This is a genomic window from Acinetobacter sp. Ac8 (assembly GCF_055392545.1).
In genome coordinates, this window is the sequence record NZ_AP043689.1 from 3,486,125 (window position 1) to 3,502,784 (window position 16,660).

The window sequence follows — 16,660 nt, forward strand, 5'->3', positions numbered from 1 at the left end:
ATACCAGCCAAGGAATAGCTGAAGAATTGATGTTTAAACCCAATACACTGAATATTTTTTAATTGCTGATCAAGATCTAAGTTCAATCTAAGGTTACAATGCACGCTCTAGCCTTTGCACTTAAGCTTTTGTACTCCCATGACTGACGCTATTCACTCCCCCGTAAAACACTGGTGCGAATTTGAGTTTGTTTCTAAGACTGTGAAAAATCCCAATATTCATATTAAAGGAAATTATTCTTATTATTCGGCATATTGGGATCAGGGGTTTGAACGTTGCGTGGTGCGTTATTTGCATGATAAGCCATCAACTGTAGAGAAACCAATTGACCAGTTATATATTGGTAACTTTGTTTGTTTTGGGGCGGAATGTGTGATCATGATGGGTGGAAATCAATTACATCGCCCTGACTGGATTTCTACATTTCCTTTTGATACCCGTAGCTTTTTACCCGCTGGGGATACGGTGATTGGCGATGGTTGTTGGATTGGCAGTCGTGCCATGATTATGCAAGGGGTAACGCTAGGTGAAGGTGCCATCATTGCTACAGGTGCAGTCGTCACTCAAGACGTGCCAGCGTATGCAATTGTCGGTGGTGTACCGGCAAAACTCATTAAATATCGGTTTTCTCAGGATCAGATTGAAAAATTACAGTCAGTTAAATTGTATGATTTAGATGAAAAGCAGATTTTAAAAATTCGTGAACAATTACAAGGCGATGATATCAATCAATTGATTGAGTTTTTAAAAGCAGCAGAATAATTTCCTCGGTATAGGTTAATAATCACACAGAAAGCAAAAGGGCTAAATATCAATTTAGCCCTTTTGCAAAGATTAAAATCTTTTGCTATACATCAGAATTTAACACAACATTTTGCTGTGCATTTTTTAACTTTCGTTGTTTCAGATAATAAGCAAGCATCAAACAAAGAATCCATGCTGGAATCATCATTACCGCAATACGCATATTCTCGGTGAATGACATTACCACCAGAATACCCAACATAAAGATAATGCAAAGATAATTACTGAATGGATAAGCAATACTTGGAAACTTGGTGGTCTGCCCTTGTGTTTGCATGGCCTTACGGAACTTTAAATGCGTCCATGAAATAACCACCCAGTTAATCACAATTGCAGCAACCACCAGCATCATCAATAAACCAAATGCTTTTTCTGGAAATGCATAATTGAGTAGTACACATAAAACCGTAACAAAAGCTGAAACATAAACCGCATTGGTTGGAATACCACGCTTATTAATATGCTTAAGGAACTTCGGTGCATTACCCTGTTGTGCTAAACCAAGTAACATTCGACTACTACAATAACTGGTCCCGTTATACACCGAAACAGCTGCGGTAAGAATGACAAAATTCAGTAAGGTCGCAACACCATGACTATCCAGTGAAGCAAATACCATTACAAATGGGCTACCGCCTTCTGCCATTTGGTTCCATGGAAAAAGTGCAAATAAGATAAACAGTGTTGCAATATAAAAAATCAAAATACGATAAATAATTTGATTGACTGCTTTAGGCAGAGTTTTATCAGGATCACGCGCTTCTGCTGCAGTAATACCAAATAGCTCAATCCCACCAAAGGCAAAAATAATCACAGCCATTGCCATGACTAAACCTTCCACACCAAATGGGAAAAACCCGCCCAATGCCCAAAGGTTACTAATGCTTGCCTGTGGCCCTGCTGTACCTGTTGCAAGTAGATAGGAACCAAAGCCGATCATGGCTAGGATTGCCAAAATTTTGACGATAGAGAACCAAAACTCCATTTCACCAAAAAATTTTACATGCAATAAGTTGATACCATTGATTAAAACAAAAAACACCAATGCTGAAATCCAAGTTGGGATTTCAGGCCACCAATATTGAATATAAAGACCAATTGCGCTCAGCTCTGCCATACATACCAAAACATTGAGTACCCAATAATTCCAGCCAGACATAAAACCTGCAAATGAGCCCCAGTATTTGTAGGCAAAGTGACTAAATGAACCACTGACGGGTTCTTGAACCACCATTTCACCTAACTGTCGCATCATTAAAAACGCAATAAATCCAGCAATCGCATAACCGAGTATGACTGAAGGACCTGCAAGCTTAATCGATTGCGAAATACCCAGAAACAATCCTGTACCAATAGCACCACCTAGCGCGATAAGCTGGATGTGCCGATTGCTTAAACCATGTTTCAGGTTTCCTTGCTCATGTTTTGACATATGATTATTCTCATCCTTGTCTCGTAATTTTTGTATTCAAAATTACGTATATCATAAGTTAATCAAAAATGCCTATATCTAATCGAAAAATAATTGATTTACTTTTCTCATAACCGCGCATATAAGCAGAAAATTCAACAAATAACAATTATTATGAATTATGTAATTAAATTATGTATTGCGTAATCAAATATTTTCAGTATGATAGAAATCATAAGACACTGACAACTTGCTTGAGTCATTTGAACAAGGCATCTAAATAACTTTATATTTATTTGTTTTTCAAATGCTTAAAAAAAAATATCAAAGATTTTGATCACCCCTAACAAAATTAAAGACAAGGAAAGCAAATCATGAGCTCACATTTAACTTGTTTTCTTGAAATTGACTCACAATCAGATTTCACTATACATAATTTGCCCTACGGTATTTTTAGTGAAACACCCCAAGGCATAAAACGAGTGGGTGTTGCCATTGGAGATTGGGTCATAGACCTTGCCCACTTAGAGGCACATGGACTATTAGCGATCAATGGACATCAAGATTGTTTTAATCAAGCGACACTGAATAAATTTATAGAAACGGGTAAACACAACTGGCAAAAGGTTCGTACGACATTACAAAGTCTACTCTCTGCTGAAAATCCAACACTTCGTGATGATGTGGTTTTACGCCAAAACGCATTGTTTAAGCAAAATACAGTCACTTTGCACTTACCTATTCAAGTCTCTGGCTATACAGATTTCTACTCGTCCAAAGAACATGCCACCAATGTCGGAACCATGTTTAGAGATCCTAAGAATGCATTGCTTCCAAACTGGAGCGAACTTCCTGTGGGATATAATGGTCGTGCCAGCTCTGTGATTGTCAGTGGCAAAGACATTGTTCGCCCTTCTGGCCAAATCAAATTACCAGATCAAGAACGCCCTGTTTTCTCTGCAACACGTAAACTCGATTTTGAATTAGAAACTGCCTTTATCGTTGGTAAAGCGACTGAATTGGGTGAGCCTATCGCGATTGCAGATGCTTGGGAGTATATTTTTGGTATGGTTTTGCTCAATGACTGGTCGGCACGTGATATTCAACAATGGGAATACGTACCATTAGGCCCGTTTAACGCCAAGACTTTTGCAAGTGCAATTTCACCTTGGGTAGTGACCATGCAAGCACTGGAACCGTTTAAAGTCAAAGGTCCAGAACAACAGCCTAAACCACTTTGCTATTTAGAAGAAAACATTGCCAACAGCTATGATATTCACCTCAGTATTGAAGTTCAAAGCCCTCAATCAGCACAAGCTGATGTAATTTGCCAAACCAACTTTAAATATATGTATTGGTCAATGGCACAGCAACTCACCCACCACACGATTGCAGGTTGCAATGTCCAAGTCGGTGACTTGATGGGTTCAGGCACAATTTCAGGTCCTACAGAAGATGCTTATGGTAGTTTGCTTGAACTGACATGGAATACCACCAAACCGCTAACCCTCTCGAATGGCGAAAAACGTGGTTTCTTGCAAGATGGTGACCGTGTTGTGATGAAAGGCTACTGTGAAAAAGCAGGGATCAGGGTGGGCTTTGGTGAGGTTGCCAATAGCATTTTACCAGCACGCCAGTTTAGCTTTCATCAAACAGAAGACTTGAGCTATGAAACTGTATAGTTATTTTCGTAGCTCTGCGGCTTATCGGGTTCGGATTGCACTGAACCTCAAACAACTGAGTTATGAAATACAGCCCGTGCATTTGGTCAAGAATGAGCAACTGCTAGAGTGTTACCAAACCGTTAATCCAAGCCAATGTGTTCCAACTTTAGTGGATGAGGATCAAAGCTTTTTACAGTCACTCAGTATTTTGGAATATCTGGAAGAACGTTATCCAGCAATTTCATTGTTGCCTGACAATATCATCACACGTAGTAAAGTGCGTGCTTTTGCGCAAGCAATCGCATGCGATATTCATCCGTTAAATAATTTAAGAGTCTTAAAGTATTTACAACATGATCTCAGTCTCAGTGACGAACAAAAAAAACACTGGTACCAACACTGGATCATAGCGGGCTTTAACAGCTTAGAAGCCCAACTACAAGATTCAAATGGGCAATTCTGTTTTGGTACACAACCGACATTTGCAGACTGTTGTTTGATTCCTCAAGTCTATAACGCCAAACGCTTTAAAATTGATTTAAGCGCTTTTGCAAAGATTGAGTCAATTAGTCAACACTGTTTAACCCTTCCTGCCTTCTTCAATGCAGCCCCAGAACAACAACCAGATTGGGAATAAAGATAAAGGAGTTTTATCATGAGCTTTGCGATTAAAAAAATTCACCATGTGGCTTATCGTTGTAAAGATGCCAAAGAAACCGTGGAATGGTATAAAAAAATGCTCAATATGGATTTTATTTTGGCCTTTGCTGAAGACCATGTGCCTTCGACTAAAGCCTTTGATCCGTATATGCATTTATTCTTAGATGCTGGACAAGGCAATGTATTGGCATTTTTTGAACTGCCCACTCAACCCGATATGGGGCGTGACGAAAATACCCCTCAATGGGTTCAACATATCGCATTTGAAGTTGAAGACCTCGATACGTTATTGATCGCAAAAGAACATCTTGAAACACAGGGTGTTAAAGTTCTTGGTGTCACCAACCATGGCATTTTCCACTCGATTTATTTCTTTGACCCCAATGGTCATCGTTTAGAACTGACCTATAACGATGTGCATGCAGATGCAAAAATTGCACGAATTACCGAAGAAATGAAATTAGAAATGCTGGAAGAGTGGAGCCGTACCAAACGTGCGCCTCAGCATACTCATTTTTTGCATGAAGACGAGTTGGGCGCATAACCATGCTCAATTGAGTATGTCTGGGTGCCAAAGCCAACTGAGTACTTACTCAGTTTATTAATCGAATGATTCGTGATTTGGCATCCTAGATCTAGTTGAACACGATATTAAGCAGCTTTAATGGCACACAATGCTCGTTTTGCTGGAACTTATGTAACCTTCAACTAACAACAGCAATCAGTATTTAAAATATTGCTGTGGGACAATGCTAGAACTCATCGGTATTGAAGCGTTGTGACTCCAATACCGATTTTTATCGGCTCAACTTTAATGGTCTAGACCTTTTGATGATGTACTGTTGTTTAATAAATCATATGCAGCACTACAAAAACAATTGTATGCTGATAACATTCACTGAGACTCTGTTGAGATTTCATTTAAAAAGATAAGTTCTATTTTGTACAATGCTCAGGCACTATGTGTTAAATATGTAAATCAAATATCGACAGCACATCAACACTGCTAGATCGTATGCAGATTAAGGGTTATTCAATGATTGAAGAAAAGTTGTCTGGTGGGGTTCAATCACTTGAGGTGGGCTTAGCCGTTCTCAATGCCCTTTTGGAACATAATAAGCCGATTATTTTAAAAGAGCTGTCGAGTAAACTTGATATGCATCCAGCCAAGGTACACCGTTATCTTGTCAGTTTGATTCGGATGAATTATGCAAAACAACTTGAAGATGGTCAGTATGCGCTTGGTGATCAAGCTTGGCGTTTAGGTTTAAACTGTATCCAACACACCGATGTTTTACAGCTTGTTCAGCACCTTATTTATGAACTACAAAGTAAAATTGGTTGCGGGATTCAAATCAGCAAATGGTCACCTAAAGGCCCATTAGTTGTACAGTCGATTGAATCAAATCATCCGATTTCAATTGTGACCAAGGTCGGTTCGATCATGCCTTTAGTCAATTCAGCTGCTGGGCGGGTTTTTGCTTCCTATTTACCCGAAGCACTAATCAAACCATTGATGCACGCCGAATGGGAAAAAGCAACACTGAACCATAGTCAGGTCAAACCCACCAACTGGGACGAATTTCTTGTTTTAAAAGAAAATACTTTACAGCAAGGTATGGCAATTGCCCAAGGTGACTTACTTGTTGGTATCAATGCTGTGGGTTTACCTATTTTCAATGCGCATCTTGCAATGGAATTTTGTATTGTTGCATTAGACAGTGAAATGTTTTTACCAGTCAACGCGGGTAGTGAAAAACTTGAACTATTTAAACGTGAAGTTGCTGCGATGAATCAATACATACAAACACGCTAATTTTTTAGTGAAAGATCGCAAAAAGCCAAGAATTTAATTCTTGGCTTTTTTCTATTGAGTACGATTTTGTTATTTGGCTTCTAATACACCACGGCGGATTTGGTCACGTTCAATTGATTCAAACAATGCCTTAAAGTTACCCTCACCAAAACCATCATCGTCTTTACGTTGGATAAATTCAAAGAATACAGGTCCAAGCATATTTTCAGAGAAAATCTGTAATAACAGTTTTTTCTGACCGTCTTTGGTATTGCCATCTAACAGAATACCGCGCTTTTGCAGCTCTTCTGTCGGTTCACCATGATCAGGTAAACGATCTTTTAACATTTCATAATAAGTTTCAGGAGGTGCCGTCATAAATTTCAGCCCTAAACCTTTTAGCTTATCCCATGTTGAAATTAAGTCATCGGTAATAAAAGCAATATGTTGAATGCCTTCACCATTAAAGTCAGCCAAAAACTCGGCGATTTGCCCATTGCCTTTGTCTGAGTCTTCATTCAAAGGAATACGAATCATCCCATCAGGTGCCGTCAGCGCCTTAGAAGTTAAACCTGTATATTCACCTTTGATATCGAAATAGCGAATTTCTTGGAAGTTAAAGATTTTTTCATAGAAATTAGCCCAATAATCCATGCGCCCTTTATAGACATTATGGGTTAAATGATCAATTTCATTTAAACCAGCTCCACGCGGATTTCGATTTTCGTCATCAAAGAATACAAAATCATTTTCATAAATATCACGATCAACCAAGAAAATTGGCATACCGCCTATTCCTTTAATCGCTGGGATATTTAATTCCATTGGTCCTGCTTGCGAATACATTGGCTCTGCGCCAAGTTCAATTGCATTTTTAAAAGCTTTGGCTGCATCACGCGTTCTAAACCCCATTGCACATGCTGATGGGCCATGTTCTTTAAAAAAGAATGATGCATAAGATTCAGGTTGATAATTCAAGATAATATTGATATTACCCTGACGCCATAAATAAACTTTTTTTGATTTATGCTTTGCGACTTTAGCAAAACCAATTGCTTCAAAGATTTGATCTAATCCATTTTCCGTCGAAACAAACTCAATAAAAGCAAAGCCACATAGTTCTAATGGGTTATCTAAAATATCCATCTAGTTTCCCTTATTTGAATAAATTCATCCGTTTTTTAATGCCGAGAAAAGATCACAGGTATTTAGGTCAATCGATAAAACATCCTGATTTGAACTCTTCCTTTCCATAATTTAGTCCATGTAAAGCGCTAACCTTGAGCTGCATTTACACTGACGCTTAACTCTAAATTTATCCTACAAGAAAGCTTTAATTTATGCAATACATAATCAAATTATGTTATGTGTAATTTTATTTTTTATTCTAATAACATCGAGCACACTATTTTCGCGCAAATAGCATTACATTATTATGAGACTTTTCTACTAGCTTTGATGTTTCAGGTTAAAACGCTTCCCAACTTAAATCGTTATAATTCAATATCCATTGATAATACGTTTTCCCAATGTTCTTAAACTCAATGGATAAATTTGAACTACTTTCGTCATGGCAATCTGTTGAGTTTTCATATTCCTCTTGAGAAAAACACGCTCGAATCCGCTCATAAGAATGAAAAGGTGTATCAGCCAGAGCCAGTTTATATACACCATTCGGCTCTAACATGACAAAGTCTGCAATCTCTTCCAATCTCCCACCGCCTGAATAACTCACGCTCCAGCGCTTTACCACAGCAATGGCGAACTTTTGACGATTTAAAGGATAAAATGCTGGATAAATACGAATACCATCACTACTTAACACTTCATCCATAGGACTTTTACTATGGTGTTGATAATGCTTGAAATTCCAAGAATTCAGCATGACATACTGATTATTTTCTTTTACGAATTCAATTAATTGAGGTGTTTTGTCTATTAAATATAAGTGATTATCTTTAATGGTTTTCTTTTTCCAGACTTCTGCATTGTAGTACAGCTTATTTTTAATGCTTGGCAAATGTGCGTGACTTGAGCTGTTTCAGTATTCATTTTAACCCATGGAATTGCTTTGATTTGATCCGCAATTGCCTGCTGTGAGAAAAACAAGAGTCCAGCGTACATCATCCATTTTAATGTCTTGATCGATTGCATCTTATGGATAAACATCGTTATTTATCGTCCTTTAAAATTTGGCTTATCTTTCATTAAAAAAGCGCGAACACCTTCTAAAAAATCTGCTGACTGCCCTGCCTGTCTTTGCAAATCCTGCTCAACTTTAACTTGGCTGGTAAAATCATTTTGCATGCTGACCCGCATCGCTTGTTTAATCAAGGCAAAACTCAGGCTGGCTTGGGTTGCCAAATACTCGGCTAAAGTAACAACCTCTATCTGTAACTGATCATCTTCTACCACTTTATAAATCATTCCCAATCGTTCCGCTTCATCTGCACTGATTTTTTCGGCAGTCAGCATCAACGCTTTGGCTTTGGCAAAGCCGATCATACGCGGCAATAACCAAGTTGCACCACAGCCTGGAATTAAGCCAATTTTGCTAAAAATTTGTGAAAAGCTTGCAGACTTTGCCGCAATCACGATATCACATAACAAGACCAGGCTCGCTCCCGCACCAGCTGCAACGCCATTTACAGCACAGATAATCACTTTTGGTAGTGTATTGATGAGCGCTAATAAGGGATTAAAGTATTTTTCCAAGACCAAACCCAAGTCTATAGCACCGCCATCAAATAAATCTGGGTTTATCGCCTGACCTGCGCAAAATGCTTTTCCAATCGCAGCAATCACAATAATGCGGATTTCGGTATCATCTTTCCATTGTGTTAAGACCTCTACAATTTCAAGGCACATTTGCGGTGTAAAGCTATTGAATTGTTCAGGCTGATTTAAGCTCAAATATCCAACTGCATTTTTTTCTTCGACTATAATTGTTTGATATTCCATTGTCTTTTCCTTTTAATCCATGGTTTAAATTGTAATGTCCTATTATTTTCAGTATGTATATTTAAAACATTTTAAAGGAAGAACTGGATTTACCATTTGCCAATTGTTTCATTCAGCCTCTATATTTTCTCAATTGTGTATGGCTTTTGTTTAAACAATTTAAAGCTTGTTTTTGATCATGCTTGATTGCTCTCGATCTTTATTTTATTGATTGATTTATCTTTTTATTCAGCTGCATTTGCAAGCAAAAAAACGATGTAACTTGATGCCAATGCTTTTAATTAAATTTATGATATTTATATGAATTATCCCTACACATTTACTCAGTTTTATTCATCTCATATTCACGTTATGATGACTCTATAGACTTAGAATTGTAATAAATATTCAACTCAGCTTTTCGGTAAAATAAGGAAAATAGACATGGCTTATCAAAATATCCTCGTTCCTGTTGATGGTTCAGAAACTTCATTATCTGTTGTGAAACATGCGGTTGAATTTGCCAAAGCATTTAACAGTAAAATCACAGTTGTACAGGTGATGACTTTAGACCCTTATATTGCATCAGAATATTTGGCGCATGGTCAAAGCAATATGCTGATTGAGCGTGCTCGTGAATTTATTCAATCCAATATCAATGTGGCAAAAGATCAATTTGCTGCAGAAGGTGTGCACGTTGAAGCACGTTTACTCGAAGGTGAAAATATTGCACATACCTTAAATCAAGCTGTGCAAGATTTAAAAATTGATTTGGTCATCCTCAGTTCACATGGTCGTACCGGACTGAAAAAAATCATTATGGGTAGCGTAGCGCAAAGCTTATTAACTGAATTACAAATCCCTGTTTTAGTAATTAAATAATTTTCACCATTTGTTTTAAAGATTCCTCACTATCTTTATAGTGAGGAACTAAGGTGCCCATTGATATTTTTTTAGATTTATTTTGCCATCAATAACCACAACATCCTCAGCCAATAACTTTGCAGTCTGAATACACATTCCCTTTTCATCCAGCTTTTTTAAGCTGATTCGCCCTTGTGAATTAACCACGCGATACCAAGGGATATCATGATCTTCAGGTAACTGTCCTAATACACGCCCAACCAACCGTGCATGTTTGGGTAAGCCTGCATATTTGGCAACTTGACCATAACTGGCAACTTTACCTTGGGGAATTTGTATGATGACATTTAAAATCATCTGAGCGAGTTCATGATTTGACATTTTTTAGATCAATCAAGTAATAAAAAATAATCTTCATAATCATCTTGGCAAACAGCGTTAAATTGACTTTGAAAATAGGCTTTCAACATTTTAGGCAAATGTAATTTGACTGTACATAATCTAATCTTAAATCGTACCTCAAATACAACAACAAGAGTATTCAAAGATGAAAGGAATCTTCAACAAACTGATTTTATCGACGGCATTGGCAATGGGTTCTGTGGTAACAGTAGGCTTATCGACCACAAGCTATGCTGCTCCAGCGATTGACATTCAAAGTGTGCTTCAGCAAGAACGTGCATGGGCGGGCATGGAAACCAAACGTGTAAAAGTCGGTGATATTGATTGGGCCTATAGTGAAGGCGGACCAGCTGGCAAACCTACCATTATGCTCGTTCATGGCCTAGCTGGAAGTCGTGACAACTGGAATCGTGTGGCACGTTACTTAACGCCTTATTACCATGTGATTATTCCTGATCTTCCTGGTCAAGGTGACAGTAAAGTCCCTAACGATTTTGATTATTCATTGCCCAATCTCACTGAAAAGTTACGCCGTTTTGCTGAAGCCATTAAAGTAGACAATGGCTTAAATGTCGCTGGTCACTCAATGGGTGGTTCGATTTCCTTACTTTACGCAGCACAATACCCTGTTGATACCAAATCTTTATTTTTAATTGATAGTGCAGGTGTATTTAAATCTGCCAATACTCCTTATTTAAAAGATCCGACAACTTTACGTAATATGATTGTCAGCAAACCTGGCGATTTTGATCGTTTAATGAAAATTGCCACCAGTCTACCGCCTTTCATTCCTAAAGAATTAAAAGATGCTCAAGAGAAATTGATGATCAGCCAATCGGCAAACACCACCAAATTGGTTGAGCAACTGATTGTGATGTCTAAATTATTTACCCCAGATTCTTTTGCCATTGCAGCACGTTCGATTGACCAGCCGGTATTGATTGCATGGGGAGATAAAGACCAAATTATCAATGTTGAAGCTGCGGCTGAACTCAAAGGCTTATTGAAAAATGCACAAGAGCCAATCATTCTAAAAGGAGTCGGACATTTACCGATTTTAGAACAAGAGCAACTTTTGATTAAACCTTACCTCGATTTCTTAGGCAAAAACGCAAAATAACAACTCCAATAAAAAAGCCAGTATTGTTACTGGCTTTTTTATTGCGACAACCGTTTAAGAATATTGAAGTTTTAGCATCTTAATTTTATACCTTAATTATTCATTTGGCTGAATGCGCTGCATTTAGAAGTTACCAGGATTTTCCAATCGCTTCATTTCCTGCGCTTTTTCAGGATGATGTACAGAGGCCACACCATCTGCAGCTTTCTTGTCAACCAACGCTTCTGGGTTATAAATGGTGATGGTTTCATGCCCTTCATTATCTTCACCCACAATATATTTGATGCCTTTACGGTTCATTTTATTGCACATGCGCTGATACCAACCTTTGAAACCTTGGGTTTCTTCATTTGGATTGTAATAAAAGGCATTCATGACTGCAGGTAAACCCAAACCACAGACGACACCTGAAAGTAATACACTGATAAAGGTATAACCAATTAGAATACTACTGTAGTCACGTAACTCAGGGACGTTTGCCACAGCAAGAATCAGTGCAAGTGAAATCCCTCCACGAACCCCTCCCCAAGAAAGAATAGCCAGACTACCGTTATAGCTTTTTTTGCGGAATGATGGGAAAAATGCAAAAGCTAAGAAATTTGCAGCAAAACGAGAGAGATGCAAGGCAAAGAAAGCAAAAATACCTCCAAGAATCAAACTTGTGCTTAAATCTAAAATAAAGATTTCTAGACCAATCAAGGTAAAGAGAAAAGAATTAATAATCCCTTCTACCGTATGCCAAAAATGATTGACCTCACGAATTTCACGATCCTGTAAAATTTCTTTCCATTTATTACCGACAATTAAACCGCCAATCACACAGGCAATCGGAGCGGATGCATGGGCAAATAATGCAACCAGATAAGAACCACATGCCAATAATGCAGTGGTAAGAATCAAAGACTCCATCTCGTGTTTACCACGTAATAAACGCAAGATTCCCAGACCAAAAGCCCAGCCAATAATCACTGCAACCACAATCTCATATAAGAAAGTTTGTAGCGTTGCCATTAAACTAAAATGCTCTCCTTCAAGAACATTTAATAAAGTCATGAAGACTGCGATACACATTGCGTCATTAAATAAGGACTCACCTTCCAACTTAACAATCAGATGATGCGGTGCACGTACTGAACTAAGCACGCCTTTGATCCCAATCGGGTCTGTCGCACCTAAGGCAGAACCCAGTAACAACAGAACTAAAATTGGAACGGGATTGCCAATCAAGAATTGGAAACCAAACACCAATCCTGCAAAAAATACAGCACAGAGCAGTAAGGCAATTGTTGCCAAGATACTGATCGGCTTCCAATAAACTTTTAAATCTGAAACCTTAAATTTAAGTGCTGAAGAGGTCAGAATGAAGCAAATGACACCATTGACTAAAAAATCATAAAAATCGACATGCCGTACAGCTTCTTCAATATTATGAATATTAATCGAGATAAATTGATTGCCATTGAGTAAGCTGGCACCCCATTGCAAAATAAAGACAAAAATTGCTGAAACAATGGGAACACCAATGGCTTGAGGGAAACCTAATATTCGCTTATTAAAAATTGTAGTCGCGATAGAAAGCGCAAAAATGACTGTAAAGACCTGAAGAAAGAAATAGTTACCCATCCGAAACCTGTTTTAGATTTTTAATTTAAATGCACATCAAACACTCAATCATTTTTTTATAAAATATAAAATAAGAGACCATTTAACAATCTAGATAATTGTACAAAAAAAACTGAAATATGATGATTACTGGTTATATTTTTTAACATAAAAAGCGCTTTAAAAAAATTGATTGAGAAAAAAAAGAGAACATGATGTTCTCTTCTTTAACCCAACAATCTATAGCTGTCTATTTAAAGGTATCACACGCATTGATATCACCAGAGTTCATACCGATGTTAAACCATTGCATACGTTGCTGACTGGTGCCATGCGTAAAGCTGTCTGGTACCGCATAACCACGTGCTTTTTTCTGCAAGTAGTCATCACCAATTTTTTCAGCAGCATCCATCGCCTCTTCAATATCACCCTGTTCTAAAAACTGCGTGCGTTGTTGTGTACGATTGGCCCAAACCCCAGCCAAACAATCCGCTTGTAATTCTAAACGTACTGAAAGTTGATTGCCCTGAGTTTCACTGGCACGCTGGCGTGCTTGTTGAACCTGAGACGATATTCCCAATAAGTTTTGTACATGGTGCCCAACTTCATGCGCAATTACATAGGCTTGTGCAAAATCACCCGCTTCATCTTTAGCTGAAAGCTCAGATTGATTTTTTTCCCCAGAGATGCCCATCTGTTGGCGCATATCTTTAAAGAATTGGGTATCGATATACACTTTTTGATCTGCTGGGCAATAAAATGGCCCCATTGCAGATTGAGCCGTACCACAGCCTGATTGTATCGCACCACTAAACATTACCAGTTTAGGTGAAACGTACTGTACACCTTGTTGTTGGAAAATCGGTTTCCAAGTATCTTCGGTATCTGCCAAAACGGTTTTAACAAAAGATGCCGTTTCCTGCTGTTCAGAGGTTAAATTGGTGGGTGCAGAATTTTGACTTGCTCCAGCCGAAGTCACCTGTTTGGTCGCTTGATAGGCTTGCTGTGGGTCAACACCAAAGAATTTCCATGCAACAAAAGCGACGATTAAGCCCAGGATACTAATTCCACCTGCTTTTACGCCCCCACCGCCACGGCGATCTTCGACATTATCACTTTCTCTACGTCCTTTCCAACGCATAGATCGGTCCTTTTTATTTTAAATTGGCTATCGTTTAGGATGTGCTTTGCATTTAGGCTGTTGTGGATTGACCACGAACTTTTTGAATAAGTCCAACAACCAATACCACGGCTAAACCTGCGACGATACCAATCAGTAAATTGATTAACGTTGGTGTTAATGCACCAATAACACTACCAACAGTTGGAATATGTTGAATATGATCAACGGCTTCTTCTGACCAATGATGCAAAGTTGATACAGCATGGGTGATGATCCCCCCACCGACAAGGAACATTGCGATGGTTCCGACAATCGTTAAGGTTTTCATTAACTTTGGTGCAAATACCAATAAACCACGGCCAATGCTTTGTTTAACATTTGATGCTTGTTGGGTTAAATACAAACCTAAATCATCAATCTTTACAATCATGGCGACAAAGCCATAAACACCGACCGTCATTAAAATTGCAATGACAGATAGCACCATCACTTTGGTACCAAATGCTGCCGTCGCAACAGTGCCTAAAGAAATCACCACTATTTCAGCAGAAAGAATAAAGTCTGTGCGTATCGCACCTTTAATTTTATCCTTTTCAAATGTGGCTAAATCAGTTTCGATTTGTTGTAATTCTTCTTGTGCAGCCTCACCTGTTTTGGCTTTTTTATGCTGTAAACTATGTAGAACTTTTTCAACGCCTTCATAGCAAAGAAACAAACCACCAATCATTAACAATGGATTAATCAACCACGGTGCAACCACACTGATCAGCAAAGCCAAAGGCACTAAAATTAATTTATTGATAAAGGAGCCTTTCGCGACACCCCATACCACAGGAAGCTCACGCTCTGCTCTTACACCACTCACTTGTTGTGCATTCAGTGCTAAATCATCACCTAAAACACCCGCAGTTTTTTTAGCCGCCATTTTACTCATGACTGCAACATCATCGAGCACCGCTGCGATATCATCTAATAATATTAATAGACTACTTGCCATTTTTTATCCAAAATTTTAGTTATCCTGTCATTTTAAAGTGAAAATTCATTTTTCTATATAAAATTTTGTAGATTTTCACATTTATTGATAAAAATTGGTTCTACACCATTTTTCGCTGACATTAAAATAAATTATCTCGTACAATAGTGCCCATTCATAAAACACGACTGTCTATACAAAGACTTTGGAAGCGATAATGACGAATCAAGATAATCGTCCTGTGATTTTGACAGGCGACCGTCCTACTGGACAACTACATTTGGGACATTTTGTAGGTTCTTTGCGCTCACGAGTAGGCTTACAAGATTCTCATCATCAACACCTCCTTCTCGCAGATGCTCAAGCTTTAACAGATAATGCGGATAACTTTGAAAAAGTTCGTCGTAATATTCTTGAAGTAGCAACAGACTATTTAGCAGTCGGCATTGACCCAACAAAAACCACAATCTGTGTTCAATCTTGCTTACCCGCGTTGAATGAACTCACCATGTTGTATTTAAACTTTGTGACGGTTTCTCGTTTAGAACGTAACCCAACCATCAAAGCTGAAATTCAATTACGGGGTTTTGAGCGTGATATTCCAGCAGGTTTTCTTTGCTACCCTGTTGCACAAGCTGCCGATATTACTGCATTTAAAGCCACTGTCGTGCCAGTTGGTGAAGACCAAATTCCAATGATCGAACAGACCAATGAAATTGTTCGTCGTTTAAACCGTCAAATTGGACAAGAAGTTTTACCTGAGTGTAAAGCGCTTTTATCCAATATGAGCCGTTTACCTGGCTTTGATGGTAAAGCCAAAATGTCGAAATCATTGGGCAATACCATCGTGTTAGATGCAACAGATAAAGACATCAAAAAAGCAGTCAATGCAATGTATACCGATCCAAACCATCTGCGTATTGAAGATCCAGGTCAGGTTGAAGGAAATATTGTCTTTACTTATTTAGATGCTTTTGATCCAAATAAAGAAGAAGTTGAAGAACTTAAAGCGCATTATCGTCGTGGTGGTTTAGGCGATGGTACTGTGAAAAAACGTCTTGAAGGTGTGTTAAAAGAGTTGATTACACCAATCCGTGAACGTCGTATGGAACTTGCCAAAGATCCAGATTACATCATGGATATCTTAAAAACTGGTACGGAAAAATGCCGTATCATCACTCAAGATACTTTAGATGAAATCAAAAATGGTTTAGGCGTATTTCATTTCTAAAATGTGCTGATTGTCTAAGCAAAAAAAGCCACTGAATTCAGTGGCTTTTTTTACAACATCTTTTATAA

The 16,660-nt window shown here is 38.2% G+C and carries 16 protein-coding genes; 8 read left to right on the forward strand and 8 right to left on the reverse strand.

What is annotated here, in order from left to right; genetic code table 11:
• The first annotated feature begins 138 nt into the window (after nucleotides 1–138).
• Nucleotides 139–762: a CatB-related O-acetyltransferase gene (locus tag ACZ5QH_RS16630; protein WP_303576304.1), complete on the forward strand. Its 624-nt coding sequence runs from the start codon at nucleotides 139–141 to the stop codon at nucleotides 760–762.
• A gap of 85 nt (nucleotides 763–847) precedes the next feature.
• Here ACZ5QH_RS16630 and ACZ5QH_RS16635 read toward each other — a convergent pair whose 3' ends face one another.
• Nucleotides 848–2,236, reverse strand: coding sequence for an amino acid permease (locus ACZ5QH_RS16635; protein WP_004823234.1), 1,389 nt, complete (start codon nucleotides 2,234–2,236; stop codon nucleotides 848–850).
• Between the two features lie 353 nt (nucleotides 2,237–2,589).
• On the opposite strand from ACZ5QH_RS16635, the gene fahA reads away from it, so the two are divergent.
• From fahA to ACZ5QH_RS16655, 4 genes are all read left to right on the forward strand, one after another.
• Nucleotides 2,590–3,897: a fumarylacetoacetase gene (gene fahA, locus ACZ5QH_RS16640; RefSeq protein WP_303576305.1), complete on the forward strand. Its 1,308-nt coding sequence runs from the start codon at nucleotides 2,590–2,592 to the stop codon at nucleotides 3,895–3,897.
• Nucleotides 3,884–4,516 carry a maleylacetoacetate isomerase gene (maiA, locus tag ACZ5QH_RS16645; RefSeq protein ID WP_303576306.1) on the forward strand — a complete coding sequence of 211 codons (633 nt, stop codon included), beginning with the start codon at nucleotides 3,884–3,886 and terminating at the stop codon, nucleotides 4,514–4,516. Before fahA ends, maiA begins: the two co-directional genes overlap by 14 nt.
• Nucleotides 4,517–4,534: 18 nt before the next feature.
• Nucleotides 4,535–5,083 (forward strand): VOC family protein, encoded by a 549-nt coding sequence (locus ACZ5QH_RS16650; protein WP_004823238.1) that lies wholly within the window; start codon nucleotides 4,535–4,537, stop codon nucleotides 5,081–5,083.
• Between the two features lie 492 nt (nucleotides 5,084–5,575).
• Nucleotides 5,576–6,355 (forward strand): IclR family transcriptional regulator, encoded by a 780-nt coding sequence (locus ACZ5QH_RS16655; protein WP_004823239.1) that lies wholly within the window; start codon nucleotides 5,576–5,578, stop codon nucleotides 6,353–6,355.
• A 69-nt stretch (nucleotides 6,356–6,424) separates the two neighbouring features.
• Here ACZ5QH_RS16655 and hppD read toward each other — a convergent pair whose 3' ends face one another.
• The 3 genes from hppD to ACZ5QH_RS16670 all read right to left on the reverse strand — a co-directional run bounded on the left by hppD (nucleotide 6,425) and on the right by ACZ5QH_RS16670 (nucleotide 9,295).
• Complete coding sequence (gene hppD, locus ACZ5QH_RS16660; RefSeq protein ID WP_004717360.1) at nucleotides 6,425–7,480, reverse strand: 4-hydroxyphenylpyruvate dioxygenase; 1,056 nt, start codon at nucleotides 7,478–7,480, stop codon at nucleotides 6,425–6,427.
• Between the two features lie 322 nt (nucleotides 7,481–7,802).
• On the reverse strand, nucleotides 7,803–8,354 hold the full coding sequence (locus tag ACZ5QH_RS16665) for a hypothetical protein (RefSeq protein WP_303576307.1): 552 nt from the start codon (nucleotides 8,352–8,354) through the stop codon (nucleotides 7,803–7,805).
• A 155-nt stretch (nucleotides 8,355–8,509) separates the two neighbouring features.
• Nucleotides 8,510–9,295, reverse strand: a complete 786-nt coding sequence (locus tag ACZ5QH_RS16670; protein ID WP_303576308.1) for an enoyl-CoA hydratase-related protein — start codon at nucleotides 9,293–9,295, stop codon at nucleotides 8,510–8,512.
• 423 nt (nucleotides 9,296–9,718) lie between these two features.
• Here ACZ5QH_RS16670 and ACZ5QH_RS16675 point away from each other — a divergent pair, with 423 nt between their 5' ends.
• Complete coding sequence (locus ACZ5QH_RS16675; protein ID WP_303576309.1) at nucleotides 9,719–10,156, forward strand: universal stress protein; 438 nt, start codon at nucleotides 9,719–9,721, stop codon at nucleotides 10,154–10,156.
• Between the two features lie 48 nt (nucleotides 10,157–10,204).
• On the opposite strand, the gene ACZ5QH_RS16680 is transcribed toward ACZ5QH_RS16675, so the two are convergent.
• Complete coding sequence (locus ACZ5QH_RS16680; RefSeq protein WP_096734820.1) at nucleotides 10,205–10,519, reverse strand: MGMT family protein; 315 nt, start codon at nucleotides 10,517–10,519, stop codon at nucleotides 10,205–10,207.
• 166 nt (nucleotides 10,520–10,685) lie between these two features.
• Here ACZ5QH_RS16680 and ACZ5QH_RS16685 point away from each other — a divergent pair, with 166 nt between their 5' ends.
• Nucleotides 10,686–11,660: an alpha/beta fold hydrolase gene (locus ACZ5QH_RS16685; RefSeq protein ID WP_056518092.1), complete on the forward strand. Its 975-nt coding sequence runs from the start codon at nucleotides 10,686–10,688 to the stop codon at nucleotides 11,658–11,660.
• A gap of 123 nt (nucleotides 11,661–11,783) precedes the next feature.
• On the opposite strand, the gene ACZ5QH_RS16690 is transcribed toward ACZ5QH_RS16685, so the two are convergent.
• The 3 genes from ACZ5QH_RS16690 to ACZ5QH_RS16700 all read right to left on the reverse strand — a co-directional run bounded on the left by ACZ5QH_RS16690 (nucleotide 11,784) and on the right by ACZ5QH_RS16700 (nucleotide 15,382).
• Nucleotides 11,784–13,283: a cation:proton antiporter gene (locus ACZ5QH_RS16690; RefSeq protein ID WP_151956205.1), complete on the reverse strand. Its 1,500-nt coding sequence runs from the start codon at nucleotides 13,281–13,283 to the stop codon at nucleotides 11,784–11,786.
• A 229-nt stretch (nucleotides 13,284–13,512) separates the two neighbouring features.
• Entirely contained in the window at nucleotides 13,513–14,403 is an 891-nt protein-coding gene (gene ypfJ, locus ACZ5QH_RS16695; RefSeq protein ID WP_303576310.1) for a KPN_02809 family neutral zinc metallopeptidase, read from the reverse strand.
• Between the two features lie 52 nt (nucleotides 14,404–14,455).
• The gene (locus ACZ5QH_RS16700) at nucleotides 14,456–15,382 is read right to left on the reverse strand and encodes a DUF808 domain-containing protein (RefSeq protein ID WP_034610816.1); all 927 of its coding nucleotides are present in this window, start codon (nucleotides 15,380–15,382) and stop codon (nucleotides 14,456–14,458) included.
• Between the two features lie 196 nt (nucleotides 15,383–15,578).
• Here ACZ5QH_RS16700 and trpS point away from each other — a divergent pair, with 196 nt between their 5' ends.
• The gene (gene trpS, locus ACZ5QH_RS16705; RefSeq protein ID WP_004717376.1) at nucleotides 15,579–16,592 is read left to right on the forward strand and encodes a tryptophan--tRNA ligase; all 1,014 of its coding nucleotides are present in this window, start codon (nucleotides 15,579–15,581) and stop codon (nucleotides 16,590–16,592) included.
• Nucleotides 16,593–16,660: the final 68 nt, after the last annotated feature.